General features: G+C 36.0%; 25 protein-coding genes. 21 read left to right on the plus strand and 4 right to left on the minus strand.

The window, feature by feature from the left end:
• The first annotated feature begins 2 nt into the window (after positions 1 to 2).
• From GQ594_RS06420 to metA, 3 genes are all read left to right on the plus strand, one after another.
• The gene (locus GQ594_RS06420) at positions 3 to 992 is read left to right on the plus strand and encodes a peptide ABC transporter ATP-binding protein (protein WP_160400985.1); all 990 of its coding nucleotides are present in this window, start codon (positions 3 to 5) and stop codon (positions 990 to 992) included.
• 23 nt (positions 993 to 1,015) lie between these two features.
• On the plus strand, positions 1,016 to 1,828 hold the full coding sequence (locus GQ594_RS06425; protein WP_160411829.1) for a peptide ABC transporter ATP-binding protein: 813 nt from the start codon (positions 1,016 to 1,018) through the stop codon (positions 1,826 to 1,828).
• Between the two features lie 194 nt (positions 1,829 to 2,022).
• Entirely contained in the window at positions 2,023 to 2,955 is a 933-nt protein-coding gene (gene metA / locus GQ594_RS06430; RefSeq protein ID WP_160400987.1) for a homoserine O-acetyltransferase MetA, read from the plus strand.
• Between the two features lie 120 nt (positions 2,956 to 3,075).
• Here metA and dtd read toward each other — a convergent pair whose 3' ends face one another.
• From dtd to rpsT, 4 genes are all read right to left on the minus strand, one after another.
• Positions 3,076 to 3,510 (minus strand): D-aminoacyl-tRNA deacylase, encoded by a 435-nt coding sequence (dtd, locus tag GQ594_RS06435; RefSeq protein WP_160411828.1) that lies wholly within the window; start codon positions 3,508 to 3,510, stop codon positions 3,076 to 3,078.
• Between the two features lie 7 nt (positions 3,511 to 3,517).
• On the minus strand, positions 3,518 to 4,360 hold the full coding sequence (locus GQ594_RS06440; protein ID WP_160411827.1) for a virulence factor BrkB family protein: 843 nt from the start codon (positions 4,358 to 4,360) through the stop codon (positions 3,518 to 3,520).
• A 6-nt stretch (positions 4,361 to 4,366) separates the two neighbouring features.
• Positions 4,367 to 4,912, minus strand: a complete 546-nt coding sequence (locus tag GQ594_RS06445; RefSeq protein WP_160400989.1) for an SPOR domain-containing protein — start codon at positions 4,910 to 4,912, stop codon at positions 4,367 to 4,369.
• A 206-nt stretch (positions 4,913 to 5,118) separates the two neighbouring features.
• Entirely contained in the window at positions 5,119 to 5,382 is a 264-nt protein-coding gene (gene rpsT, locus GQ594_RS06450; RefSeq protein WP_160400990.1) for a 30S ribosomal protein S20, read from the minus strand.
• A gap of 226 nt (positions 5,383 to 5,608) precedes the next feature.
• Here rpsT and pgk point away from each other — a divergent pair, with 226 nt between their 5' ends.
• The 18 genes from pgk to fabD all read left to right on the plus strand — a co-directional run bounded on the left by pgk (position 5,609) and on the right by fabD (position 26,138).
• Positions 5,609 to 6,772: a phosphoglycerate kinase gene (gene pgk / locus GQ594_RS06455; protein ID WP_160411826.1), complete on the plus strand. Its 1,164-nt coding sequence runs from the start codon at positions 5,609 to 5,611 to the stop codon at positions 6,770 to 6,772.
• A gap of 73 nt (positions 6,773 to 6,845) precedes the next feature.
• The gene (gene fbaA / locus GQ594_RS06460; RefSeq protein WP_160411825.1) at positions 6,846 to 7,925 is read left to right on the plus strand and encodes a class II fructose-bisphosphate aldolase; all 1,080 of its coding nucleotides are present in this window, start codon (positions 6,846 to 6,848) and stop codon (positions 7,923 to 7,925) included.
• Positions 7,926 to 8,112: 187 nt separating this feature from the next.
• Positions 8,113 to 8,541 carry a 50S ribosomal protein L11 gene (gene rplK, locus GQ594_RS06465; protein ID WP_034884321.1) on the plus strand — a complete coding sequence of 143 codons (429 nt, stop codon included), beginning with the start codon at positions 8,113 to 8,115 and terminating at the stop codon, positions 8,539 to 8,541.
• Positions 8,542 to 8,544: 3 nt separating this feature from the next.
• Positions 8,545 to 9,246 (plus strand): 50S ribosomal protein L1, encoded by a 702-nt coding sequence (gene rplA, locus GQ594_RS06470; protein ID WP_160400993.1) that lies wholly within the window; start codon positions 8,545 to 8,547, stop codon positions 9,244 to 9,246.
• 230 nt (positions 9,247 to 9,476) lie between these two features.
• On the plus strand, positions 9,477 to 9,974 hold the full coding sequence (gene rplJ, locus GQ594_RS06475; protein ID WP_025316516.1) for a 50S ribosomal protein L10: 498 nt from the start codon (positions 9,477 to 9,479) through the stop codon (positions 9,972 to 9,974).
• A 58-nt stretch (positions 9,975 to 10,032) separates the two neighbouring features.
• A complete protein-coding gene (gene rplL / locus GQ594_RS06480) occupies positions 10,033 to 10,401 on the plus strand; it encodes a 50S ribosomal protein L7/L12 (protein ID WP_065635704.1) in 369 nt (122 codons plus the stop codon).
• 246 nt (positions 10,402 to 10,647) lie between these two features.
• Complete coding sequence (gene rpoB / locus GQ594_RS06485) at positions 10,648 to 14,676, plus strand: DNA-directed RNA polymerase subunit beta (RefSeq protein ID WP_160401022.1); 4,029 nt, start codon at positions 10,648 to 10,650, stop codon at positions 14,674 to 14,676.
• Positions 14,677 to 14,766: 90 nt separating this feature from the next.
• Positions 14,767 to 18,984: a DNA-directed RNA polymerase subunit beta' gene (gene rpoC, locus GQ594_RS06490; protein WP_160400994.1), complete on the plus strand. Its 4,218-nt coding sequence runs from the start codon at positions 14,767 to 14,769 to the stop codon at positions 18,982 to 18,984.
• A gap of 82 nt (positions 18,985 to 19,066) precedes the next feature.
• Positions 19,067 to 19,378 (plus strand): antibiotic biosynthesis monooxygenase family protein, encoded by a 312-nt coding sequence (locus GQ594_RS06495; RefSeq protein ID WP_160400995.1) that lies wholly within the window; start codon positions 19,067 to 19,069, stop codon positions 19,376 to 19,378.
• Between the two features lie 355 nt (positions 19,379 to 19,733).
• Positions 19,734 to 20,330: a LemA family protein gene (locus GQ594_RS06500; protein WP_160411824.1), complete on the plus strand. Its 597-nt coding sequence runs from the start codon at positions 19,734 to 19,736 to the stop codon at positions 20,328 to 20,330.
• A gap of 8 nt (positions 20,331 to 20,338) precedes the next feature.
• Positions 20,339 to 21,241: a TPM domain-containing protein gene (locus tag GQ594_RS06505; RefSeq protein WP_160411823.1), complete on the plus strand. Its 903-nt coding sequence runs from the start codon at positions 20,339 to 20,341 to the stop codon at positions 21,239 to 21,241.
• A gap of 192 nt (positions 21,242 to 21,433) precedes the next feature.
• Positions 21,434 to 22,012, plus strand: coding sequence for a PTS sugar transporter subunit IIA (locus GQ594_RS12285; RefSeq protein ID WP_202112494.1), 579 nt, complete (start codon positions 21,434 to 21,436; stop codon positions 22,010 to 22,012).
• Entirely contained in the window at positions 22,006 to 22,233 is a 228-nt protein-coding gene (locus tag GQ594_RS12290) for a PTS sugar transporter subunit IIA (RefSeq protein ID WP_202112493.1), read from the plus strand. The genes GQ594_RS12285 and GQ594_RS12290 overlap by 7 nt, the downstream gene beginning before the upstream one ends.
• 215 nt (positions 22,234 to 22,448) lie before the next feature.
• Positions 22,449 to 22,958: a 23S rRNA accumulation protein YceD gene (gene yceD / locus GQ594_RS06515; protein WP_160411822.1), complete on the plus strand. Its 510-nt coding sequence runs from the start codon at positions 22,449 to 22,451 to the stop codon at positions 22,956 to 22,958.
• Between the two features lie 3 nt (positions 22,959 to 22,961).
• Entirely contained in the window at positions 22,962 to 23,129 is a 168-nt protein-coding gene (rpmF, locus tag GQ594_RS06520) for a 50S ribosomal protein L32 (RefSeq protein ID WP_025316508.1), read from the plus strand.
• A gap of 33 nt (positions 23,130 to 23,162) precedes the next feature.
• Positions 23,163 to 24,209 carry a phosphate acyltransferase PlsX gene (gene plsX / locus GQ594_RS06525; protein ID WP_160401008.1) on the plus strand — a complete coding sequence of 349 codons (1,047 nt, stop codon included), beginning with the start codon at positions 23,163 to 23,165 and terminating at the stop codon, positions 24,207 to 24,209.
• A 4-nt stretch (positions 24,210 to 24,213) separates the two neighbouring features.
• On the plus strand, positions 24,214 to 25,167 hold the full coding sequence (locus GQ594_RS06530) for a beta-ketoacyl-ACP synthase III (RefSeq protein ID WP_160411821.1): 954 nt from the start codon (positions 24,214 to 24,216) through the stop codon (positions 25,165 to 25,167).
• 35 nt (positions 25,168 to 25,202) lie between these two features.
• Positions 25,203 to 26,138, plus strand: coding sequence for an ACP S-malonyltransferase (gene fabD / locus GQ594_RS06535; RefSeq protein ID WP_160401010.1), 936 nt, complete (start codon positions 25,203 to 25,205; stop codon positions 26,136 to 26,138).
• Positions 26,139 to 26,150 lie beyond the last annotated feature (12 nt).

Below are 26,150 nucleotides of genomic sequence, written 5' to 3' on the forward strand. Positions count from 1 at the left end.
TTATGGCATTATTAGATATTCGAAATTTGACCATTGAGTTTATTACGCCAGATGGCCTTTTGCGCGCGATTGACCGTGTTAATTTGAAGTTATCTGAAGGCGAAATTCGAGGCTTGGTTGGTGAATCAGGATCAGGAAAAAGCCTTATTGCTAAGGCCATTTTAGGAGTGACTAATCATAATTGGAAAATTTCAGCTGATCGCTTTCATTTTGATAATATTGACTTATTAAAGTTAACACCTAAACAGCGTCGAAAAGTCATTAGTGATAATATTTCGATGATATTTCAAGAACCACAATCTTGCTTAGATCCTTCAATGAAAATTGGTCAACAATTGATTGAGGCGATACCAAGCCGAACTTTTAAAGGGCATTGGTGGCAAAGGTTATTTTGGCGTAAAAATCGTGCCATTGAACTGTTACATCGAGTTGGCATTAAACATCATAAGGAAATATTAAAATCTTACCCATTTGAATTGACAGAAGGTGAGTGTCAAAAAGTGATGATTGCAATTGCATTGGCTAATCAACCAAAACTACTGATAGCAGATGAGCCGACAAATGCGATGGAAGCCACAACTGAAGCGCAAATCTTTAGATTGTTGGCTAGTATGAATCAAAACATGGGTACTACTATTTTACTTATTAGCCATGATTTGCAGATGGTGACTCGATGGACAGATCGTATTAACGTACTGTATTGTGGGCAAACAGTTGAAGTTGCTGATAGTGAAGAGCTAATTAAATCACCTTATCATCCTTATACTCAAGCTTTAATTTATGCAATTCCAGATTTTGGTAAAGCGATGCCACATAAAAGTCCATTAAATACTTTACCAGGAGTGATTCCTTCTCTTGAGCGTTTACCAATTGGATGTCGATTAGGACCAAGATGTCCTTATGCGCAAAAAAAATGCATTCAAGCCCCTGAGCTAATACCGATAAAAGATCATTTCGTAGCCTGTCATTTTCCGTTAAATACTGATGAGTGACCAATAAATAATAGGAATATACAATGAATCCAATATTAAAAGTGCGTAACTTATCTAAGCAATTTAAAATACCCAAAGGATTTTTTGGTCATTTACGAATTAATGCGGTTAACCCTATCTCTTTTTCATTAAATGAGGGTAAAACCCTGGCTATTATTGGGCAAAATGGTTCAGGAAAGTCGACTTTGGCAAAAATGTTAGTGGGCATGATAGAACCGAATAGTGGTGATATTTGGATTGATAGTAATAAAGTTGAGTATGGCGATTATAACCATCGTTGCCAGTTAATTCGTATGATATTTCAACATGTAGAAAGTTCGTTTGATCCTAGATTGCGTATTGGGCAATTATTAGAAATCCCATTAAAATGCCATACTCATTACAATGTTCATGAGCGTGAAAAGTTAATTAGTAGTGTATTAAAACAAGTAGGATTATTGCCAGAACATGCTTCTTATTACCCCTCTGTGATGGCTGCAGGACAAAAACAACGTGTTGCATTAGCTCGTGCATTGATTTTAAAACCCAAGGTGATAATTTTAGATGAAGCTTTAGCGGCATTAGATATTTCGATGCGTTCACAAATTGTGAATTTACTGTTGTCATTACAGGCTGAACAAAATATTTCTTATGTTTATGTTACTCAAGATATTGGCATGATGAAACATATTAGTGATGAGATTTTAGTTATGCACAATGGTGATCTTGTTGAATATGGTAATACAGCCGAAGTGTTGGCTTCGCCATTAAGTGATATTACACAAAAGTTGATAAATAGCTATTTTGGGGAGGCACTAACGGCCGATTCGTGGCGAACTGATACGCGAGCTTTTTAAGAAACTTTTTATGTCTATAATCATCAATAATATATTTAGCTATTGTTATGATTTTATGTTAAATATCATATCTATTATTATTAAATAAAAAATCTCGACAAATCATTTAAAACAAATTATATTTAGCTGTATAGATTTCTAGACGTCTATTTTAGGTGTTTTAAAATAACTGATTGTGTTTAGGAGCTTTTGTTATGCCTATCTGTATTCCTGATTCATTACCTGCTGTTGATGTGTTGCGTAATGAAAATGTTTTTGTTATGACCTCGTCTCGGGCAAATACTCAAGAAATTCGTCCACTTAAGCTTCTTTTTCTAAACTTAATGCCTAAAAAAATAGAAACCGAAAATCAGTTTTTACGATTACTTTCTAACTCATCTTTGCAAATTAATATCCAATTATTGCGAATAGACCAACGTGAATCAAAAAATACACCAGTCGAACATTTGAATAGTTTTTATTGTGATTTTGATGATATTCGTGAACAGAATTTTGATGGATTAATAATAACTGGTGCCCCCTTAGGTAAAGTTGCATTTTCTGACGTGGTTTATTGGCCAAAATTATTTGAGATTATTTCTTGGGCTAAAGAACATGTTACATCAACAATGTTTGTTTGTTGGGCTGTTCAAGCTGCTTTGAATGTATTATATGATTTGCCTAAATTTACACGAACACATAAGTTGTCAGGCGTTTATCAACATCAAATTGTTCAGCCTAATGCGATTTTAACTCGTGGTTTTGATGATAGCTTTTTAGCTCCTCATTCACGATATGCTGATTTTCCACTTGATAAAATTAAAAATTATACGGATTTAACGATTTTAGCAAAATCTGATATCACAGGACCTTATTTAATGGCAACGGCAGATAAACGCATGGCGTTTGTGACAGGGCATCCCGAATATGATTCATTTACATTAGCGAATGAATATTTTCGTGACTTAAAAGCAGGTATTCATCCTGATCTTCCTGATAATTATTTCCCTGATAATAATCCTGATTTACAACCCAAAGCGACTTGGCGTAGCCATGCTTATCTATTATTTAGCAATTGGCTTAACTATTATGTTTATCAATTAACGCCTTTTGATTTGACCACCCGCAATTTAACCATTGATGATTAATAAACTAAGATTAGTTATAGGCTAGATACAGATATAAGAATTTAACTATTTAACTATTTAACTATTTAACTATTTAACTAAGTTGTAAAATATTATCTAAATATTTATTTAATTATATGATCAAACTTGTAACCAAAATGTTACTGGACCGTCATTAATCAATGATACTTGCATATCAGCCGCAAACTGACCAGTTTGCGTCATTATTTTTTGCTGACATTGTTCTACAAAAAACTGGTAAAGCCTATTTGCTTCATCAGGCTTAGCTCCTTTAGTAAAACTTGGACGCATCCCTTTTTTAGTATCTGCAGCTAGAGTAAATTGAGAAACAACTAGTATTTCTCCATTTGCTTGACTAACATTTAGGTTCATTTTTCCTTCATTATCACTGAAAATACGATAGCCTAATACTTTTTCACATAAACGAATTGCTTTTTGTTCGTCATCGTTTTGTTCAACTCCAAGTAAAACCAGTAAACCCTGATTAATTTGGCCAATAATTTTATTGTCGACGGCAACACTAGCTTTTTTTACTCGTTGGATTAAGGCGATCATAAGTTAATTACTCTGGTAAAGGGGGATTATTAATAATGTGCTTTTTTTGTCGGTTATAGTCAGTTAAGGTTGCTGCAAATTCAGCTCCGAATAAAACAATGCACCAAGAAAAGTAGATCCAAACTAACATGATAGGAATGGATGATACTACTCCGTAAATAAGTTGATATGTTGGAAACGAAGTAACATATAATGCGAAAATGCGTTTACCTAATTCAAATAATATTGCAGCAACAAGGGCGCCAATCATTGATTCTTTTAATGGTACTGATTCCGTTGGGATAATGCTATAAAGTAACCAAAATCCCAATATAGAAATAAAAAATGGTAGGCTACTAAGCAAAATAGTGTTTGTTGTTGCTGCTGAAAACCATTTTAAAGAAAATATGTATGAACTTACTGCTATGCTTGCACCAACTAAAATAGGACCTAAAGTTAATATTGTCCAGTATATGGTTAGGTTGTACATAAAAGAGCGTTTTTTTTGGGTTTTCCAAATATGATTAAGTGTCGTATTAATTGAGTTAATAAGTAATAGTGAGGTAACGATTAAACCAATTACACCAAAAAAAGTCATTTTTTTAGTGTTGGTTATAAATTGCTCTAAGTAATTTTGAATTGTATCACTGGCAGTAGGGACAAGATTGTTATAAATTAATTGTTTCAATGAATGGCTAACTTCTCCAAACATAGGAAAAGCAGACAATAGGGAAAAAATAACGGTAATAAGAGGTACTAGAGCCAGTATTGTTGTATAAGCCAGCCCAGCAGCAGAGGTTGTTAGGCGATCGTTGTTTATACGCTCCCATAACATTTTCGTAAAAATTTGTATTTGCTTAACTAATTTCATTGTTTTTTAGTTAGAAATAACACAGTTATTAATCCCATTGTTATTTAATGAGTTTAACGCCTTACTTGCTTCTTTTTTACTTTCATATGGCCCGACAGTGACCTTATATAATTGCCCTGAAGAGATATTGCCGCTAACGCCAGTCATTGCAAGCTTAGCTTTTAGTGTGTCAGCATTAGATTTATCTTTGAATGCACCACACTGCAAGAGCCATTTATTGGTAACTGTTGAAGTTGGTTGTACAGCTGTATTTGTTATTTGATTTTGTGTTGCTGAGCTGCCTTGTGATGCTGGTATAGCAGTATAAGTACTGTTTGCAAAACTATCTAAAATTCGCTGTCTTTCATTAGCTATTGAACTTGGTGTTGCACCATTATTTGCATTTGGTGTTTCTAACTCTTTGAGATATGTCCAACGCTCTTGAGGTTGCTCTGGTAGGGTTATAGCAGGCGGTTGGGTTTTTGCTTTTGGAGTTTCAATAACTTTCTTGGGGGTGTTATTTGAAATAAAGTAGAGAATAGTTGAAAATAATATGACTATAATGATAGCCAAAAATATCATTAGATTAGGCTTATTTCGTGACTTATTTTTTTTTGATTGGCTCTTTTTTCTAACATAATCACGCTGAACCACAATAGACTCTCTTTTATTTTATTAACATTACATAAATAATTAGTATACAAATAAAAAAAGTGGTTTACACCACTTTTTATTATTTTTCTTTAACTATGATAGTTAACAGTTAATAAATAAAACTATTAACCTAACGCTTTGATTTGCTTAATTAAATTAGCTTTATGACGAGCAGCTTTATTTTTGTGGATTAATCCACGAGCCGCTTGACGGTCAACAACTGTTTGCATATCTTTGAATGCTACTTCAGCTGTTTGTTTATCACCAGCTGCAACAGCGGCGTAAACTTTTTTAATATAAGTGCGCATCATTGAGCGGTTGCTAGCATTATGTTTACGGCGTTTTTCAGATTGAATCGCACGTTTTTTAGCTGATTTGATATTAGCCAAAGTCAACTCCCAAGTTTAGATAAAAATTACATATTAATAAGGTGGCAAAATATGCCTGATTTTCTTTCTATTGTCAATGCTGTTGTATAAAAAAATATAATTGGACATTTTTTGTCGTTAATAAATGTTTACCATTTGACCAATAAATGTGTATAACCTAAAAAGAAATTTTATGTTAGAATAAAAAAAGTTTTATTTTATTTATATTTTATAGAGAGGAAGTATCATGTCTATTATTAGAATGCAAAATCTTGATCTAAAAGGAAAACGTTTATTTATTCGTTCAGATCTTAATGTGCCAGTGAAAAATGGTAAGGTGACTTCAGATGCACGTATTAAAGCATCATTACCTACTATTGAAGAGGCCATCAAGAAAGGCGCGAAAGTAATGGTTACCTCGCATATTGGTCGTCCAACAGAAGGTGAATATAATCCTGAATTTTCATTACAACCAGTTGTTGATTACCTAAAAGAACATGTATCATTCCCTGTCCGTTTAGTAAAAGATTACCTTGATGGTGTCGATGTTAAGGAAGGTGAATTAGTTGTTCTTGAAAATGTCCGCTTTAATGTTGGTGAAGGTAAAGACGATGAAGCTTTATCTAAAAAATATGCAGCACTTTGTGATATTTATGTGATGGATGCTTTTGGTACTGCTCACCGAGCTCAAGCTTCAACTCATGGTGCAGGTAAATTTGCTCCAGTTGCTTGTGCAGGTCCATTATTAGCCGCTGAGCTTGATGCGTTAGGTAAAGCTTTAGATAATCCTGCTCGCCCAATGGTTGCAATTGTTGCTGGTTCAAAAGTGTCAACTAAATTGACTGTACTTGATTCTCTATCAAAAATTGCTGATCAAATTATCGTTGGTGGTGGTATTGCAAATACCTTTATTGCCGCAGAAGGCTATAATGTGGGCAAATCACTTTATGAAGCTGATTTAATCCCAGAAGCTAAAAAACTAATGGCTAATTGTGAAATCCCAGTTCCAACTGATGTACGTGTGGCAACTGAATTTAGTGAAACAGCTGTTGCAACTGAAAAATCAGTTCAAGATGTTAAAGAAAATGAACAAATTCTTGATTTAGGCGATAAATCAGCAGAGGTCTTAGCAAATATCATTAAAAATGCTAAAACCATTTTATGGAATGGTCCTGTCGGTGTTTTTGAGTTCCCTAATTTCCGTCGTGGAACTGAAATTGTTGCTAAAGCAATTGCAGATAGCGAAGGATTTTCAATAGCTGGTGGTGGTGATACTTTAGCTGCAATTGATTTATTTGGTATTGAAGATAAAATTTCTTATATTTCAACTGGTGGTGGTGCTTTCCTTGAATTTGTTGAAGGTAAAAAACTACCAGCTGTAGCGATGCTAGAAGCTAGAGCAAAAGCATAATATTTAGTTCAATAGAAAGGATGGGAAAGTACTCATCCTTTACTTTTTATATAGATAACTTATAGGTAACAAGATGGCTACAAAGATTTCAGATGTTGTTAAACCTGGTGTTGTGACTGGTGATGATGTTCAAAAAGTATTTCAAATCGCTCGCGAAAATAACTTTGCAATACCTGCGGTTAACTGTGTTGATACGAATACAATTAATGCTGTTATTGAAACAGCTGCAAAAGTAGGTTCTCCTGTTATTGTCCAATTTTCTAATGGTGGCGCTCAATTTATTGCTGGTAAAGGCTTAAAATTAGAAGGACAAGAATGTGCTATTTTAGGTGCAATTTCTGGTGCAAAACATGTTCATCTTATGGCTGAGAAATATGGAGTTCCAGTTATTGTTCATACTGACCATTGTGCTAAAAAATTACTTCCATGGATTGATGGATTACTTGATGCTGGTGAAACTCATTTTGCAAAAACAGGTAAACCTTTATTCTCATCTCATATGATCGACCTTTCTGAAGAAACACTGAAAGATAATATTGATATCTGTTGTCAATATCTTGCTCGTATGTCGGCAATGAAAATGACATTAGAGCTAGAGTTAGGTTGTACTGGTGGTGAAGAAGATGGTGTTGATAACAGCCATATGGACAGCTCAGCACTTTATACTCAACCTGAAGATGTGGCATATGCTTATGAACGTTTAAGCGCTATTAGCCCTCGTTTTACTATCGCTGCTTCATTTGGTAACGTACATGGTGTTTATAAACCAGGTAACGTTAAGTTAACACCGAAAATTTTAGATAACTCACAAAAATATGTATCTGAAAAATTTAATTTACCTGCTAAATCATTGAATTTTGTATTCCATGGTGGTTCAGGTTCAACACCAGAAGAAATTGCTGAAGCAGTAAGTTATGGTGTAATCAAAATGAATATTGACACAGATACTCAATGGGCTAACTGGTCAGGTATTTTAGAATACTACAAAGCAAATGAAGCATATCTACAAGGTCAATTAGGTAACCCTGAAGGTGCGGATGCGCCAAATAAAAAATACTATGATCCTCGAGTATGGTTACGTAAAGGACAAGATTCTTTAATTGAGCGTTTAGAGCTAGCATTTAAAGAACTTAATGCAGTGAATGTTCTTTAATTTGTTTTAGTTATTTAAACTAAAAGCAGAGTTGTTGCTCTGCTTTTGATTTATCCTGTTTTAAATAAATCTTGCATTTTTAATTGGATTATAGGATAATTCTGCCCTCATTTAACTTAGGGGAGCTGTCTATTTATTAATATCTATTATTAATAGAGGCGTTCGCACCCGAGCAAAGGAAACTAAAATGGCAAAAAAAGTACAAGCTTACATCAAGTTGCAAGTAGCGGCTGGTGCAGCAAATCCTAGTCCACCAGTTGGTCCAGCACTTGGTCAACACGGTGTTAATATCATGGAATTCTGTAAAGCGTTCAATGCTAAAACAGAAAGCATGGAAAAAGGTTTACCGATTCCTGTAGTAATTACAGTGTATTCTGATCGTTCATTCACTTTTGTAACTAAGACGCCTCCGGCTGCTGTTTTATTAAAGAAAGCTGCTAAAATTAAGTCTGGTTCAGGTGAACCTAATAAGAAAAAAGTAGGTAAAGTAACGAGTGCTCAAATTCGCGAAATCGCTGAATTAAAAGCTGCAGATATGAATGGTGCTACTATTGAAACGATGATGCGTTCTATCGAAGGAACTGCTCGTTCAATGGGCTTGGAAGTGGAGGGTTAATTCATGGCTAAACTATCTAAAAAAGCTAAACTTATCCGCGAAAAAGTAAATGCAACTAAACAATATGATATCAACGAAGCGATCGCTTTATTAAAAGAATTAGCTACAGCTAAATTCACTGAAAGCGTCGATGTTGCTGTTAATTTAGGTATCGATTCACGTAAATCAGACCAAAATGTTCGTGGTGCAATTGTACTTCCACATGGTACTGGTCGTAGCGTTCGCGTAGCTGTATTTACTCAAGGTGCAAATGCAGAAGCAGCTAAAGAAGCTGGTGCTGAATTAGTGGGTATGGATGATCTTGCTGATCAAATCAAAAAAGGCGAAATGGATTTTGATGTTGTTATCGCATCACCTGACGCTATGCGTGTTGTTGGTCAATTAGGTCAAATTTTAGGACCTCGTGGTTTAATGCCAAATCCTAAAGTTGGTACTGTAACTCCTAATGTTGCTGAAGCTGTAAAAAATGCTAAAGCTGGTCAAATTCGTTATCGTAATGATAAAAATGGTATTATCCATACTACTATCGGTAAAGCTGATTTTGATGCAGATAAGCTTAAAGAGAATTTAGAAGCATTACTAGTTGCATTGAAACGTGCAAAACCAGCATCTGCAAAAGGTGTATTTATTAAGAAAGTTAGTCTTTCTACTACAATGGGCGCTGGTGTTGCAATTGATCAAGCAACATTAAATGCAACAGTTTAATTATTTTTATAATTAAATAAAGAAATCGGTTGGTGTCTGGCCTTAACCAGACCCCGTCCAAGACCGTAGGTGTGGTTGAAGTTTGACTACTTAATTTTCCTACGTAGACGGTGACAGAGCCTGATAAGATATAATAGAAGGTTTCTGCTCATCGTGGTTGTGCTAGTTACATTTGTAGCTAGTTGAAATAAGTCTAGGCTTTGGCCTAGTATAATCCAGGAGCAATACCAATGGCACTAAATCTTCAAAATAAACAAGAAATTGTTGCTGAAGTTAACGAAATCGCCAAAGGTGCGCTATCTGCAGTTGTTGCGGATTCTCGTGGCGTTACTGTAGAAAAAATGACTGCATTACGTAAATCTGCTCGTGAAGCCGGTGTTTATATGCGTGTTGTTCGTAATACGCTATTACGCCGTGTTGTTGAGGGTACTCAATACGAGTGTTTAAAAGATACGTTTGTTGGTCCAACTCTAATTGCATTTTCAAATGAGCACCCAGGTGCTGCAGCGCGTATTTTTAAAGCGTTTGCTAAAGAAAATGATAAATTTGAGATTAAAGCCGCAGCCTTTGAAGGTGAGTTAATTACTGCAGCGAACATTGATCGCTTAGCAACATTACCTACATATGAAGAAGCATTAGCTCGCTTGATGTCAACCATGAAAGAAGCCGCAGCTGGCAAATTGGTTCGTACTCTTGCAGCGGTTCGCGATCAAAAAGAAGCTGCTTAATTGGCAGTTTGATTGTGAATTTTATTAATTAGAAAATGTAAATTTGGGAAACTATATTATGTCTATCACTAAAGAACAAATTTTAGATGCAGTTGCTGAAATGTCTGTTATGGACGTTGTTGAACTTGTATCAATGATGGAAGAAAAATTCGGTGTTTCTGCAGCAGCAGCTGTTGCAGTTGCAGCAGCAGGTCCAGCTGAAGCAGCAGAAGAAAAATCTGAATTTGATGTAATCTTAAAAGATGTTGGTGCTAATAAAGTAGCTGTTATCAAAGCAGTTCGTGGCGCAACAGGTCTTGGTCTTAAAGAAGCGAAAGATCTTGTTGAATCAGCTCCAGCGACAGTTAAAGAAGGCGTTAGTAAAGCTGATGCTGAAGAACTTAAAAAAGCGCTTGAAGAATCAGGTGCGGTTGTTGAACTTAAATAAGTTTATCGACAACACAGCAAATGGCTGGGGGTTTTATACCTCCAGCCTTTTTGCGCTATAATAAGTTAAAGAATTTTATTTGAAGATTATCAATAAAAAGTAATAAAGAAATAGTATATTTATTAAGCCTAATCAATTGATATTTATAGATATTTTCGATGAGGTGTCAGGTGTTATCAGTTATCGATAGTATCCCTGATGAATATTAATCATGCTAAAATAGCAGATAAGCAAGTTGAGGAACTAATGGTTTACTCTTATACCGAGAAAAAACGAATTCGTAAGAATTTTGGTAAACGTCCACAAGTTTTGGATATACCGTATCTTCTTTCTATTCAACTTGATTCGTTCCAGAAATTTATTGAGCAAGATCCAGAAGGTCAATATGGTTTAGAAGCCGCTTTTCGTTCAATATTTCCAATAAAAAGTTATAGTGGTAACGCTGAGTTACAATACGTGAGCTTTAAAATGGGCGAACCTGTGTTTGATGTTAAAGAATGTCAAATTAGAGGGATCACTTACTCAGCACCATTGCGCGTAAAATTACGTTTAGTTATTTATGATAAAGATGCACCAGAAGGAACAGTAAAAGATATTAAAGAACAAGACGTCTATATGGGCGAAATTCCTTTAATGACAGATAATGGTACATTCGTAATTAATGGTACTGAGCGCGTTATTGTTTCACAGTTACATCGTAGCCCTGGTGTGTTCTTTGATAGTGATAAAGGTAAAACGCACTCTTCTGGGAAAGTTTTATATAATGCTCGGATTATTCCTTATCGTGGCTCTTGGCTTGATTTTGAATTTGATCCTAAAGATAATCTTTTTGCTCGAATTGACCGCCGTCGTAAGCTTCCTGCAACAATTATTTTACGTGCTCTAGGTTATGAAACTGAAGAGATTTTAGATATTTTCTTTGAAAAAACTAATTTCGAAATTGGGAAATCTAAATTAAAAATGGATCTTGTCCCTGAGCGTTTACGTGGTGATACAGCATTATTTGATATTGAATCAAAAGGTAAAATATATGCTGAAAAAGGCCGTCGTATTACAGCTCGTCATATTCGTGAATTAGAAAAAGATAAAGTTAGTAAAATTGATGTACCTGTTGAATATATTGTTAACAAAGTTCTTGCTAAAAATTATATTAACGAAGAAACAGGTGAAGTGATTGCTTTTGCCAATACACCAATCTCATTAGAACTATTGGTTGAATTATCTAACGCTGGATATAAAAAAATAGAGACATTATTCACTAATGATTTAGATCATGGTGCATTTATTTCTGAAACATTGAATGTTGATTCAACGCGAGATCGATTAGGTGCATTGGTTGAAATTTATCGAATGATGCGTCCTGGTGAGCCACCAACAAAAGAAGCGGCTGAAGCATTATTTGATAACTTATTCTTCTCTGATGAACGTTATGATTTATCGGCAGTTGGTCGAATGAAGTTTAATCGTTCTTTAGGTCGTGATGATATTGAAGGCGAAAGCGTCTTAACTAAAGATGATATCGTTGACGTAATGAAGAAATTAATTGCTATTCGTAATGGTCACGGTGAAGTCGACGATATTGATCACTTAGGTAATCGTCGTATCCGTAGCGTTGGTGAAATGGCAGAGAACCAATTCCGTATTGGTTTAGTTCGTGTTGAACGTGCAGTGAAAGAGCGTTTATCTTTAGGTGACCTTGATTCACTCATGCCACAAGACATGATTAATGCGAAACCAATTTCGGCTGCGATTCGTGAATTCTTTGGTTCAAGCCAGTTATCGCAATTTATGGATCAAAACAATCCATTATCTGAAATTACGCATAAACGTCGTATTTCTGCATTAGGTCCGGGTGGTTTAACACGTGAACGAGCTGGATTTGAAGTTCGTGACGTACATCCAACTCATTATGGACGTGTTTGTCCAATTGAAACACCGGAAGGTCCGAACATCGGTTTGATAAACTCACTAGCGGTTTATGCTCGTACTAATGAGTATGGATTTTTAGAAACGCCATATCGTCGAGTTATTGACGGTGTTGTTACTGATGAAATTAATTATTTATCAGCTATTGATGAAAGTGAATTTGTCATTGCACAGGCTAACTCAAATCTTGATGAGAATGGTCGTTTTAAAGAAGATTTAGTAACTTGTCGTTTAAGTGGTGAGTCTGGCTTATATAGTCCTGAACAAATCCATTATATGGACGTATCAACGCAACAAATTGTATCTGTTGGTGCTTCATTAATTCCATTCTTAGAGCACGATGATGCGAACCGTGCCTTAATGGGTGCGAACATGCAACGTCAAGCAGTGCCAACGCTAAAAGCCGAAAAACCATTTGTTGGTACAGGTATGGAGCGAGCGGTAGCGGTTGACTCAGGTGTTACTGCAGTTGCGCGTCGTGGAGGTACAGTACAATATGTTGATGCATCACGTATTGTGGTTAATGTTAATGCTGATGAAATATATGCAGGCGAAACTGGGATAGATATTTATAATCTAACTAAATATACCCGTTCTAACCAAAATACATGTATCAATCAAATTCCGTGTGTGGAATTAGGCGAAAAAGTTGAGCGTGGTGATGTGCTTGCTGATGGTCCATCAACCGATTTAGGTGAATTAGCATTAGGTCAAAATATGCGCGTGGCATTTATGCCATGGAATGGTTATAACTTTGAGGATTCTATTTTAGTTTCTGAAAAAGTGGTACAAGATGACCGTTTCACTTCGATTCATATTCAAGAGCTATCTTGTATTTCTCGAGATACTAAATTAGGTGCAGAAGAAATTACTGCGGATATTCCAAATGTGGGCGAAGCAGCACTTTCTAAGCTTGATGAATCAGGTATTGTTTATATTGGTGCTGAAGTTCAAGGCGGTGATATTTTAGTTGGTAAAGTAACACCTAAAGGTGAAACTCAACTAACACCAGAAGAAAAATTACTTCGTGCTATTTTTGGTGAAAAAGCATCTGATGTTAAAGATACTTCATTGCGTGTACCAAATGGTGTTTCGGGTACAGTTATTGATGTCCAAGTCTTTACTCGAGATGGTGTACAAAAAGATAAACGTGCACTAGAAATCGAAGAGATGCAGCTTAAACAAGCGCGAAAAGACTTAACAGAAGAACTAAAAATCTTAGAAGCAGCTTTATTTGCTCGTATCCGTGATGTATTAATTTCAGGCGGAATTAAAGCAGATAAATTAGATGCATTACCTCGTGAAAAATGGTTAACAATCGGTATTGCAAACGAAGACAAACAAGCTCAACTAGAGCAACTTGCTGAGCAATACGACGAAATTAAAGCCGAGTTTAACAAAAAACTAGAAGCTAAGCGCATGAAGATCACTCAAGGTGATGATTTACAACCTGGTGTACTCAAAATTGTGAAAGTTTATTTAGCTGTTAAACGTCAAATTCAGCCTGGTGATAAAATGGCTGGTCGTCATGGTAACAAAGGGGTTATTTCTAAGATTAATCCAATTGAAGATATGCCATATGATGACAAAGGTCGCCCAGTTGATATCGTATTAAATCCGCTAGGTGTCCCTTCTCGTATGAATATTGGACAGATCCTAGAAACTCACTTAGGTATGGCAGCAAAAGGAATCGGTCAAAAGATCGATACGATGCTAAAAGAACAGCAAGAGCTAGCAAAATTACGTGAATTCATTCAAAAAGCGTATGATCTTGGTTTAGGGGCTGCTCAAAAAGTGAATGTGGCTGAATTTACAGATCAAGAAGTCATGAATTTAGCTCAAAACTTGCGTAATGGTATGCCACTTGCTACTCCAGTATTTGATGGCGCTAAAGAGCAAGAAATTAAATCACTACTTGAACTTGGTGATCTACCAACATCTGGGCAAATTACCCTATATGACGGTCGTACAGGTGAACAATTTGAACGTCCAGTTACAGTAGGTTACATGTACATGCTTAAATTGAATCACTTAGTTGACGATAAAATGCATGCTCGTTCTACTGGTTCATATAGTTTGGTGACTCAACAACCATTGGGTGGTAAAGCTCAATTTGGTGGTCAACGTTTCGGTGAAATGGAAGTGTGGGCACTTGAAGCATATGGTGCTGCTTATACCTTACAAGAAATGTTAACGGTTAAATCAGATGATGTGAATGGCCGTACTAAAATGTATAAAAATATTGTAGATGGTGATCATCGTATGGAACCTGCGATTCCGGAATCCTTTAATGTATTGTTAAAAGAGATTCGTTCGCTAGGTATCAATATTGAGTTAGATGAAGAGTAATTTTTGCTAACTTAAATGATTTCTATTTATAGGGATAACTTATTAGCAATAATAAGTTATCTAATTGGTTTAACTCCATAGGAGTCAATTGTGAAAGACTTACTAAAGTTTCTAAAAGCACAAACAAAAACAGAAGATTTTGATGCCATCAAGATAGGTCTTGCCTCTCCTGATATGATTCGCTCATGGTCTTTTGGTGAAGTTAAAAAACCTGAAACAATCAACTACCGTACTTTCAAACCAGAACGAGATGGATTGTTTTGTGCGCGTATTTTTGGACCCGTAAAAGATTACGAATGTTTATGTGGAAAATATAAACGTTTAAAACACCGTGGTGTGATCTGTGAAAAATGTGGTGTTGAAGTAACTCAAGCTAAAGTCCGTCGAGAACGTATGGGACACATTGAACTTGCGTCACCAACAGCACATATCTGGTTTTTAAAATCATTACCGTCTCGTATTGGTTTATTACTTGATATGCCTCTTCGTGATATTGAACGAGTCCTTTATTTTGAATCATTTATGGTTCTTGATGGAGGCATGACAAATCTTGAACGAGGTCAGATCTTAACTGAAGAGCAATATTTAGACGCACTAGAAGAGTTTGGTGATGAATTTGATGCTCGCATGGGCGCAGAAGCTATTCAAGAGTTATTACGAAATATTGATGTTCAAGCGGAATGTGAAGCTTTACGTGATGAATTATCAACGACTAATTCAGAAACTAAACGCAAAAAGTTAACTAAACGTATCAAAATTATTGAAGCATTTATTCAGTCTGAAAATAAACCTGAGTGGATGATTCTAAATGTATTACCGGTTCTGCCACCAGATTTACGTCCATTAGTTCCACTTGATGGCGGGCGTTTTGCAACATCAGATCTTAATGACCTTTATCGTCGAGTGATTAACCGTAATAACCGTTTAAAACGTTTATTAGACTTAGCTGCACCAGATATCATTGTACGTAATGAAAAACGAATGTTACAAGAATCTGTTGATGCATTACTAGATAATGGTCGTCGTGGACGAGCTATTACTGGTTCAAACAAACGTCCATTAAAATCACTTGCCGATATGATCAAAGGTAAGCAAGGTCGTTTCCGTCAAAACCTATTAGGTAAACGTGTTGATTATTCTGGCCGTTCAGTTATTACTGTAGGTCCATACTTGCACTTGCATCAGTGTGGTTTACCTAAAAAAATGGCATTAGAATTATTCAAACCATTTATTTATGGCAAATTAGAGCGCCGAGGCTTCGCTACTACAATTAAAGCAGCGAAAAAAATGGTTGAGCGTGAGGACGCAGTTGTTTGGGATATCTTAGATGAAGTTATTCGTGAACACCCAGTATTACTAAACCGTGCACCAACATTACATAGATTAGGTATTCAAGCATTTGAACCGATTCTAATTGAAGGTAAAGCAATTCAATTGCACCCATTAGTTTGTGCGGCCTTTAACGCCGACTTCGATGGTGACCAAATGGCGGTTCACGTTCCATTAACGTTAGAAGCTCAACTAGAAGCACGTGCGTTAATGATGTCGACTAATAACATCCTTTCACCTGCGAGTGGTGAGCCTATTATTGTTCCTTCACAGGACGTAGTTTTGGGTCTTTACTATATGACTCGTGATAAAGTCAATGCAAAAGGTGAAGGCATGGTATTAACAGGCCCTAAAGAAGCAGAAAAACTGTATCGTTTAGGCCTAGTTGAACTACACGCTAAGGTTAAAGTTCGTATTACTGAAAGCCATCATAATAATGTGGGTGAGTGGGAAGAAACCACTTCAGTTATTGATACAACAATTGGACGCGCAATTTTATGGTTAATCATGCCTAAAGGTATGAGTTTTTCTGTTATCAATCAACCGCTTGGTAAAAAAGCGATCTCTAAGATTTTAAATATCTGCTATCGCCAATTAGGTATGAAAGAAACGGTAATTTTAGCCGACCAAATTATGTATACTGGATTTGCATACGCTGCTCGTTCAGGTGTGTCAGTTGGTATTGATGATATGGAAATCCCTGCGAAGAAAATACAAATCATCAATGAAGCTGAAATTGAAGTTGCTGAAATTCAAGAGCAATTCCAATCAGGTCTGGTAACCGCTGGTGAACGTTATAATAAAGTTATCGATATCTGGGCAGCAGCTAATGAACGTGTTGCTAAAGCGATGATGGATAACTTATCAACAGAAAAAGTGATTAATCGTGACGGTGAAGAAGAAGTACAATCTTCTTTCAACAGTATTTACATGATGGCTGACTCAGGTGCTCGTGGTTCGGCAGCTCAGATTCGTCAGTTAGCTGGTATGCGTGGTTTGATGGCAAAACCTGATGGCTCGATTATCGAAACACCAATTACAGCAAACTTCCGTGAAGGACTAAACGTACTACAGTACTTTATCTCTACCCATGGTGCACGTAAAGGTCTTGCTGATACAGCATTAAAAACAGCAAACTCTGGTTACTTAACCCGTCGTTTAGTTGATGTTGCGCAAGATTTAGTGGTTATTGAAGATGATTGTGGCACCTTAGAAGGTGTTGTCATGACACCTGTTATTGAAGGTGGTGATGTTAAAGAACCACTACGTGAACGCGTTTTAGGTCGAGTAACTGCTGAAGATGTATTAAAACCAGGTAGTGCGGATATCTTAATTCCACGTAATACACTACTTGATGAACACTACTGTGATTTACTTGAAGCGGAATCAGTCGATAGTGTCAAAGTTCGTTCGGTTGTATCATGTGATACTGACTTTGGTGTTTGTGCGAAATGTTACGGTCGTGATCTTGCACGTGGTCACTTGGTTAATAAAGGTGAAGCAATCGGTGTTATCGCCGCTCAATCAATTGGTGAGCCAGGTACACAGTTAACCATGCGTACGTTCCATATCGGTGGTGCGGCATCTCGAGCAGCGGCTGAATCAAGTGTTCAAGTTAAAAACAAAGGTAGTATTAAATTAAGTAATGCTAAATTTGTGACTAACCCAGATAAAAAATTGGTTATCACCTCTCGTAATGCTGAGTTAACGATTATCGATGAGCTTGGTCGAATGAAAGAAACTTATAAAGTTCCTTATGGTTCGATTTTAAGTAAAGGTGATGGCGTAACTGTTGACGCTGGTGAAACAATTGCTAACTGGGATCCGCATACTATGCCAGTTATCTCAGAAGCAAAAGGTTTTGTCCGTTTTGTTGATATGATCGATGGTCAAACTATTACACGTCAAACTGATGAATTAACTGGTTTATCATCTATCGTGATTTTAGATGTGGCTGAGCGCACAGGTGTAGGTAAAGATTTACGTCCTGCAATCAAACTTGTTGATGCTAAAGGGAACGATATTTTCCTTACGGGTACAGAAATGCTTGCACAATATTTCTTACCAGGTAAAGCATTAGTACAGTTAGAAGATGGTGCTGAGATTAATATCGGTGACACACTTGCTCGTATTCCACAAGCATCTGTTGGTACTAAAGATATTACTGGTGGTTTACCGCGTGTTGCTGACTTATTTGAAGCACGTAAACCGAAAGAATCAGCTATCTTGGCTGAAATTGACGGTATTATTTCATTTGGTAAAGAGACCAAAGGAAAACGTCGCTTAATTATTACTCCATTAGATGGCAGTGAACCATATGAAGAGATGATTCCAAAATGGCGTCAACTTAACGTATTTGAAGGTGAACAAGTTGGACGTGGTGATGTAATTTCTGATGGACCTGAATCAGCACATGACATTTTACGTTTACGTGGAGTCAATGCAGTAACACGTTACATTGTTAACGAAGTTCAAGAAGTTTATCGTCTACAAGGTGTAAAAATCAATGATAAACACATTGAAGTTATCGTTCGTCAAATGTTACGTAAAGCAACGGTTATTCATCCGGGTGGTTCTCGTCTACTTGAAGGTGAGCAACTTGAAGTTTCACGCTTGAAGATTATCAACCGTGAACTTGAAGCACAAGGTAAAGAGCCAATTGTTTATTTGCATGACTTACTAGGTATTACTAAAGCTTCGTTAACAACTGAATCGTTTATTTCTGCGGCTTCGTTCCAAGAAACAACTCGCGTCTTAACCGAAGCAGCGGTAGCAGGCAAAAATGACGAATTACGTGGCTTAAAAGAAAACGTGATTGTTGGTCGATTAATTCCGGCGGGTACGGGTTATGCTTATCATAAAGAGCGTTTACGTAAACGTGCGATGCCATCAACAGATGATATCCAACCAACGATTTCAGCAGAAGAAGCAACCGCTAACTTAGCTGAGTTACTTAACTCTGCTGAAGAAAATCAATAACCTCTGAGGTTTAATTAACAAATAGCACGCATGGCGTGCTATTTTTTTATATGATGCTTAATAAACATAAAAGGAGTTTTATATGTATATTGTCATGAATCGTTTTAAAGTAAAACGAGGTAGCGAAGATACTTTTATTGAAATATGGCGTAATCGTGATAGCCATTTAAAAGAAATGAAAGGATTTAGTCGTTTTTATTTTTTGCAAGGTAAAACAGAAGAAAATTACACCTTATTTTCTTCATTTGCCGAATGGGAATCTAAGGCTGATTTTGAAGCTTGGGTAAATTCAGATAACTTCAAACATACTCATCGTAATACTAAGAATCGACCGAATAACAGCGATATCTATTTTGAGCCAGCACAGCTAGAGTGTTTTGACGTTATACTATAATAAATAAGGTATTGAACTTGATCGAAAAGCAAAAAAGCTAATTTATCTATTTATCATTTACTTAGTCATTCCAACGACGTTTTGTGAGCAATAATAAATTGATTTGGACACGAATATAGTAATAACAAAAGAGTCTAAAATCTAATAGTAAGATTTGAGTTTTATATAGAAATAATTGATTTTATTTAAAATAAACACGAGAAAAACTTTAATAAAATCAATACATTTCCTGACTGATTTCTAGTTAATAAAATATAGTCAAGCACAAGTGTGTAAAGGTTTTTATATTCCTTGACAGAGACATTTCCTCTTGCTTAAACTGTTTGTAAAATAAACAGCAATGTGAGGCATACTGATGAAAACCAAATCGTTATTAATCATTGTAGTGTTAGTTGTTGTTGGAGCGTTTATCTATTTTACAAGTTACAATGGCATCCAAACTAAGGATGAAAACGTGGCAGCCTCATGGTCTGAAGTGCTTAATCAATACAAACGTCGGGCTGATTTAGTCCCGAATTTAGTCAATACCGTAAAAGGTTACACCTCACACGAAAAAGAAGTTTTAACCCAAGTAACTGAAGCGAGAGCAAAAGTCGGAACGATTCAGATTAATGCTGATCAGTTAACCGACCCTACTTTATTCTTAAAATTCCAACAAGCACAATCAGAATTGAGTACAGCATTAAGTCGCTTAATCGCAGTAAGTGAAAATTATCCAGAACTGAAAGCCAACACCCTTTATCAAGATTTAATGAGTCAGCTTGAGGGTAGTGAAAATCGTATTACTGTTGCTCGTGGACGATATATTGAAGCGGTACAAACATTTAATATTTATATCCGTAAGTTACCGACTAAATGGGTTGCTGATAGTCTAGGGAAACAACCAAAACAGCAATTTACGGTTGATGATGAAAAGCAAATATCTAATCCACCGGTAGTGAATTTTGGCTAATTATTATCGTGAAAAAATATTTCCTATGTAGCGTATTATTTATAGTCAGTTGGTTCAGTTATGGGCTGACTGACATTCCCCAATTTTCTCATCGTGTCATCGATACCACTAGAACATTAAGCGAATCACAAAAAAAGGCATTAGAAGCAGGCCTAATCGACTTTGAACAACCAAGGTCAGATGGTGCACAAATAGCCGTGTTAATGATCGATAAACTCGATAATGAAACCGTAGAGCAATATGCGGATAGAGTCTTTATTCAATGGAAAATCGGCAAAAAAGGGCAAGATAATGGTATCTTATTACTGATTGTAAAAGATGATAAACGGATGCGCATTGAAGTAGGTTATGGTCTTGAAGGCACTATTACCGATTTAGTTGCCAGCCATATTATTCGAGAACAATTAGCGCCACAATTTCAACAAAATAACTATTATCAAGGTATTGATAATGCATTATTGGTGCTGAAACAGAAAATTGATAATCCTAACCTAAAAGTGACTGATGATCAGGAGCAAAATCTCAATACATTATTGGCGGGAGACTTTGGTTTCAAGCTAATTAACTATGGACTCGTGTCATTTTTTATCTGTTTCTTATTAATCAGTTTATTTATCACTAGAGTCAGTGCTAAACGAAGTATAGGCACAGGTTTACTCAATGGTCTGTCTATTGGAGGGTTCACCTTATGGCAAGGCTATCCGATACATATCGCATTACCCCTATTATTTTTGGCTTTCGTTGTCAGTACGATTATGAGCGGTATTTTAACTGCTAGAGGTGGTAGCGGTGGTGATAATAATCGCCGTGGTGGTTTTGGTGGGTCGGGTGGTGGATTCGGTGGTAGATCAGGAGGCTTTGGTGGTGGTGGTGGTCGCAGTGGAGGCGGTGGTGCATCCGGTAGTTGGTAATTCAATGAATTCCCCTCAAAGTATCCAATTAAATATCAATGGCTAAAAATTAGTTAGGAAATGCGTTGATTTTATTAATGTTTTTTGTGTTTTTAATGTATGTAGAAGGGTAAGCAGATTTCCCCTGTCAATCTTAAACTAGGCGCGTTTTTTAGTGGAAAATAACTTTAGCTGTAGTAGCTCAAATTTAAAATGACAGAAGATGAAATTAGCTATTTAGCAATTCACATTGGCGTGGCATTAAAACGTAATTATAACGAAGGTCATGAAAGGTATGCTCAAATTTTATTAGTTAGTGAACTGGGTAATTCTACTCTAAGAATGATTGAGTCAAAAATTAAGCGAGATTTTCCTCATATTCAGATTAACCGTGTTCTTTCTTATAGAGAGTATGAGCAGCTTTTAGATATTGAAGAAGATTTTGTCGTATCAACAGTTCGTTTAACAGAAAAAAATAAACAAATAGTTAAAATTGCACCATTTCCCACACTTTATCAACTTGAACAGTTGGGAAGGCTTGCAATGATTGATCGAACTATGCCTTATATTATTGAGCGATTTTTTGATGAAAAATTTTTTCTTATTATCGATAAACCTATTACACAAAAAAGCCTTTTAAAAAAGGCGTGCCAACGACTTGAACAATCAGGTTATGTCGATGAAAATTTTTATCCTTCGGTTATTGAACGCGAAGCAATTGTTTCAACATTATTAGGTGAAAATATCGCTATTCCTCATACTGTTGGCCTATTAGCAAAAAAACAATGGTAACAACGATTTCGGTGCCACAAGGTATTGCATGGAATAGAAATGAAATTGCACATGTTATTTTTTTGTTAGCAATTAGCAAAGATGAATATGAAGATGCTATGAGAATCTATAATTTATTTGTTAATTTTGTTAAGGAAAGAGCGACTAAACGTTTGTTAAATAGTAAAAATTTTGATGACTTTAGGGCCATTGTTAAAGATAGTTTTGGGCGATTATCATAGTATGTTTATAGGCCATAAAAATGTATGGTCTAAATTAAACTGTTTTACAATAATAAAATTACATAAATTTAAAATATATTAAGGTAATGCCAATATTTAAATTATATTATGATCTAGCATTGACGAAAACCTTATTTAAAGGTAATATGCGCGCCTTATGTATTGTGTTCTTTTTAAGAGACATAAGAATAACTTTAAGGTAGAATGCATATTCTATGCAAAATAAATTGCCATTAACAATTGACCCAATTAAGGCAGCACAAAAAAAGCTTGATTATGTTGGATATTATCCAATGCAAAGTGCGACAAGGGTTGAACGTCCAAAAAGTAATATTGAGTGTAGCTTATCTTTTTATTATGATGAGCAAAGGCTCTGTGTTATTGCAATTGATGCAAAAATCACGTTAGAGCAGATATGCCAACGTTGTTTTAAACCTTTTGTCACAGAAGTTCATGTGATGAATAAATTTAGTCCTGTTAAGAGCGATGCTCAAGCAGAGACACTACCGGAACATTATGAACCTGTTCTTATGAACGAGTTTGGTGAAGTAGATATATTAGCGTTACTTGAGGACGAAATTATTCTCTCGTTACCAATTGCGCCGGTACATGATAGTAAACACTGCGAAGTGTCAGAGGCTGATATGGTATTTGGTGATATTCCACTTGAAAATGAAAAACCAAATCCATTTGCAATTTTAGTTAGTTTAAAGAATAAGGGGTAATCCATGGCTGTTCAACAGAATCGTAAAACTCGTGCAAAACGTGGTATGCGTCGTTCTCATGATGCGTTGACCGTTGCTAATATTTCAGTTGATGAATCAGGTAAAACACATTTACGTCATCACGTAACCGCTGATGGTTATTATCGTGGTCGTAAAGTAATTTCTAAATAATTACTCTAAAATTAGAAATTATTAGGTGACATTTTGGATAGTCTAACCATTGCGTTAGATGCTATGAGCGGGGACTTAGGTCCTCGTGTTGTTGTTCCTGCTGCAATACAAGCACTAAATTGTTATCCAAACCTTTCTATTTTTCTGGTGGGCGATCCAACAGAAATTGGTCTTTTTTTGTCAAAAGAAAATACAAAGCTTATTTCTCAATATCAAAAAAATGAGCGCTTAATTTTGATCGAATCAACGTCCGTTATTACTAATGATATGAAGCCTTCTTATGCAATTCGTCATAGTCAAGGATCATCAATGAGAATAGCACTTGAACTGGTTAAAGATAACAATGTTCAAGCTTGCGTCAGTGCTGGTAATACCGGTGCACTAATGGGGCTTTCTAAATTACTTTTACACTCTTTAACTGGTATTGATCGTCCAGCTTTAGTTGCTACTATTCCAGCCTTAAATAATCAAAATACAGTTGTGTTGGATTTAGGCGCTAATGCTGAATGCGATAGTGATATGCTTGTGCAATTTGCCATAATGGGGCAAATTTTAGCTAAGACTGTGCTTAAAATTGAACATCCTCGGGTTGCATTGCTTAATATTGGTGAAGAAGATATTAAAGGATTGGATAAAATACGTGCGGCTGCTTCTATTTTAAAGTCAAATGATCAAATTAATTATATTGGCTATTTAGAAGGTAATGAACTTCTAACTGGTAAAACGGACGTATTAGTTTGTGATGGTTTTGTTGGTAATGTGACGTTAAAAACAGTAGAAGGATTAGTTAAAATTTTTATGTCTTCATTTAAGTCATCCTTTGGTCATAATTCATTATTAATGAAGATATTGAGTAAGTGGTTACAAAAAAAGGTGTCAAAAAATTTTGGTTATTTAGATCCCGGACGATATAATGGAGCTTGTTTGCTTGGGCTTAAAAGTATTGTGATTAAAAGTCACGGTAGTGCCAATCAAAAATCATTTTTTGCAGCAATTGAACAAGCTATTTTAGCTATACAAACCAATATACCTGAGAAGATTGCAACGCGCCTTTCTTCTGCACTACCCAAGAGCGAATGATTAGATGTATACAAAGATATTAGGAACAGGGAGTTATCTTCCAAAACAGATAAGAACTAATGCTGATCTAGAAAAGATGGTTGATACCAACGATGAATGGATCACAACTCGTACTGGCATTAAAGAAAGACGCATTGCCGCTCCTGATGAAACTGTAACGAGTATGGCTTATCAAGCAGCGATTAATGCTATTAAGATGGCTGATATCGATAAGAATGATATTGGTATGATTATTGTTGCAACAGCGACTTCAGTTAATGCTTTTCCAAGCAGTGCAACAGAGTTACAAGCTAAATTAGCAATAGGTGATGTTATCGCATTTGATGTGTCTGCTGCTTGTTCGGGATTTGTTTATGCGCTAGATATTGCTGATAAATATGTTAAGAGCGGCGCGATTAAATATGCTTTGGTTGTTGGTTCTGATATGTTAACACGTGGTGTTGACCCAAATGATCGAGGAACCATTATTATTTTTGGTGATGGTGCTGGAGCTGTTGTTGTTGGTGCTTCAGAAGAACCTGGTATTATCGCTTCACATCTTCATGCCGATGGTCGTTATGGTGACTTATTAAAATATCCATATGTTGATCGTCGCGATATGCATGATCCTGTTTATATGACCATGCATGGTAATGAAGTATTTAAGATTGCGGTTAAAGAGCTTTCAAATTTAGTTGATGAACTTTTAACTGAAAATGCGTTTAACAAAGCGGATTTAGATTGGCTAGTACCGCATCAAGCTAATTTAAGAATTATTTCTGCAACTGCAAAGCGTCTAGATATGGATATGAGCAAAGTAATTGTTACATTAGATAAACAGGGTAACACTTCAGCAGCTTCTGTTCCGTGTGCCTTAGATGCAGGTGTGCGAGATGGGCGAATTCAACGAGGTCATCTAATTTTATTAGAGGCTTTTGGCGGTGGATTTGTTTGGGGATCTGCTCTAATTAGATTTTAAGTTATGCTTTATTTTTTATAATCAAGGATTTAATAATGACCAAATTTGCAATGGTATTTCCAGGACAAGGCTCACAAGCTGTCGGTATGTTAAAAGAACTTGCCGATGATTTTCCGATTGTGAAATCAACATTTGATGAAGCCTCTGAAGTACTCGGTTATAATTTGTGGGATTTAGTACAAGAAGGTTCTGCAGAAGAATTAAATAAAACTTGGCAAACACAACCTGCATTGCTTGCTTCATCCGTTGCGATATTTAGGGTATGGCAAAGTGTTAATGGTGCTCAACCAGATTTTATGGCTGGGCATAGTTTAGGTGAGTATTCTGCATTAGTTTGTGCAGGTGTGATTGATTTTAAAGATGCCATTAAATTAGTTGAGTTACGTGGTAAATTAATGCAAGAAGCGGTACCAAGTGGTACGGGTGCTATGTATGCTATCATTGGACTTGATAATGATTCAATTCGTAATGCATGTGAGCGAGCCGCTCAAGGTCAAGTTGTTGCACCAGTTAATTTTAATTCACCTGGACAAGTCGTTATTGCTGGTAATAAAGAGGCAGTTGAACGTGCCGGTGTATTATGTAAAGAAGCTGGCGCAAAGCGAGCATTACCTCTTGCTGTTAGTGTACCTTCTCATTGTGCATTAATGAAACCTGCTGCAGATAAATTAGCCATTACATTAAATAATGTTGAATTCAGTGCACCAAAGTTTGCTGTTATCAATAATGTTGATGTAAAAGTTGAAACATCTGCAGAAAAAATTAAAGCGGCATTAATCGCTCAACTTTATAGCCCTGTGCGTTGGACTGAAACTGTAGAATATATGGCAAAACAAGATATAACGCTTTTAGTTGAAATGGGACCAGGTAAAGTATTAACGGGCTTAACTAAACGTATTGTTGATACACTTTCTGGTATTGCAGTTAATGATAAAGCATCACTAGAAGCAGCATTAGAAAATACAAAGTAAAAAGAAAGAGGT

Source organism: Gilliamella sp. Pra-s52, from assembly GCF_009795805.1.
Lineage (GTDB): Bacteria > Pseudomonadota > Gammaproteobacteria > Enterobacterales > Orbaceae > Gilliamella.

Coding starts and splice junctions, on each gene's coding strand:
- GQ594_RS06420 (WP_160400985.1), top strand. CDS start 3: ATGGCATTATTAGATATTCGAAATTTGACCATTGAGTTTATTACGCCA.
- GQ594_RS06425 (WP_160411829.1), top strand. CDS start 1,016: ATGAATCCAATATTAAAAGTGCGTAACTTATCTAAGCAATTTAAAATA.
- metA (WP_160400987.1), top strand. CDS start 2,023: ATGCCTATCTGTATTCCTGATTCATTACCTGCTGTTGATGTGTTGCGT.
- dtd (WP_160411828.1), bottom strand. CDS start 3,510: ATGATCGCCTTAATCCAACGAGTAAAAAAAGCTAGTGTTGCCGTCGAC.
- GQ594_RS06440 (WP_160411827.1), bottom strand. CDS start 4,360: ATGAAATTAGTTAAGCAAATACAAATTTTTACGAAAATGTTATGGGAG.
- pgk (WP_160411826.1), top strand. CDS start 5,609: ATGTCTATTATTAGAATGCAAAATCTTGATCTAAAAGGAAAACGTTTA.
- fbaA (WP_160411825.1), top strand. CDS start 6,846: ATGGCTACAAAGATTTCAGATGTTGTTAAACCTGGTGTTGTGACTGGT.
- rplK (WP_034884321.1), top strand. CDS start 8,113: ATGGCAAAAAAAGTACAAGCTTACATCAAGTTGCAAGTAGCGGCTGGT.
- rplA (WP_160400993.1), top strand. CDS start 8,545: ATGGCTAAACTATCTAAAAAAGCTAAACTTATCCGCGAAAAAGTAAAT.
- rplJ (WP_025316516.1), top strand. CDS start 9,477: ATGGCACTAAATCTTCAAAATAAACAAGAAATTGTTGCTGAAGTTAAC.
- rplL (WP_065635704.1), top strand. CDS start 10,033: ATGTCTATCACTAAAGAACAAATTTTAGATGCAGTTGCTGAAATGTCT.
- rpoB (WP_160401022.1), top strand. CDS start 10,648: ATGGTTTACTCTTATACCGAGAAAAAACGAATTCGTAAGAATTTTGGT.
- GQ594_RS06495 (WP_160400995.1), top strand. CDS start 19,067: ATGTATATTGTCATGAATCGTTTTAAAGTAAAACGAGGTAGCGAAGAT.
- GQ594_RS06500 (WP_160411824.1), top strand. CDS start 19,734: ATGAAAACCAAATCGTTATTAATCATTGTAGTGTTAGTTGTTGTTGGA.
- GQ594_RS12285 (WP_202112494.1), top strand. CDS start 21,434: ATGACAGAAGATGAAATTAGCTATTTAGCAATTCACATTGGCGTGGCA.
- GQ594_RS12290 (WP_202112493.1), top strand. CDS start 22,006: ATGGTAACAACGATTTCGGTGCCACAAGGTATTGCATGGAATAGAAAT.
- yceD (WP_160411822.1), top strand. CDS start 22,449: ATGCAAAATAAATTGCCATTAACAATTGACCCAATTAAGGCAGCACAA.
- rpmF (WP_025316508.1), top strand. CDS start 22,962: ATGGCTGTTCAACAGAATCGTAAAACTCGTGCAAAACGTGGTATGCGT.
- GQ594_RS06530 (WP_160411821.1), top strand. CDS start 24,214: ATGTATACAAAGATATTAGGAACAGGGAGTTATCTTCCAAAACAGATA.
- fabD (WP_160401010.1), top strand. CDS start 25,203: ATGACCAAATTTGCAATGGTATTTCCAGGACAAGGCTCACAAGCTGTC.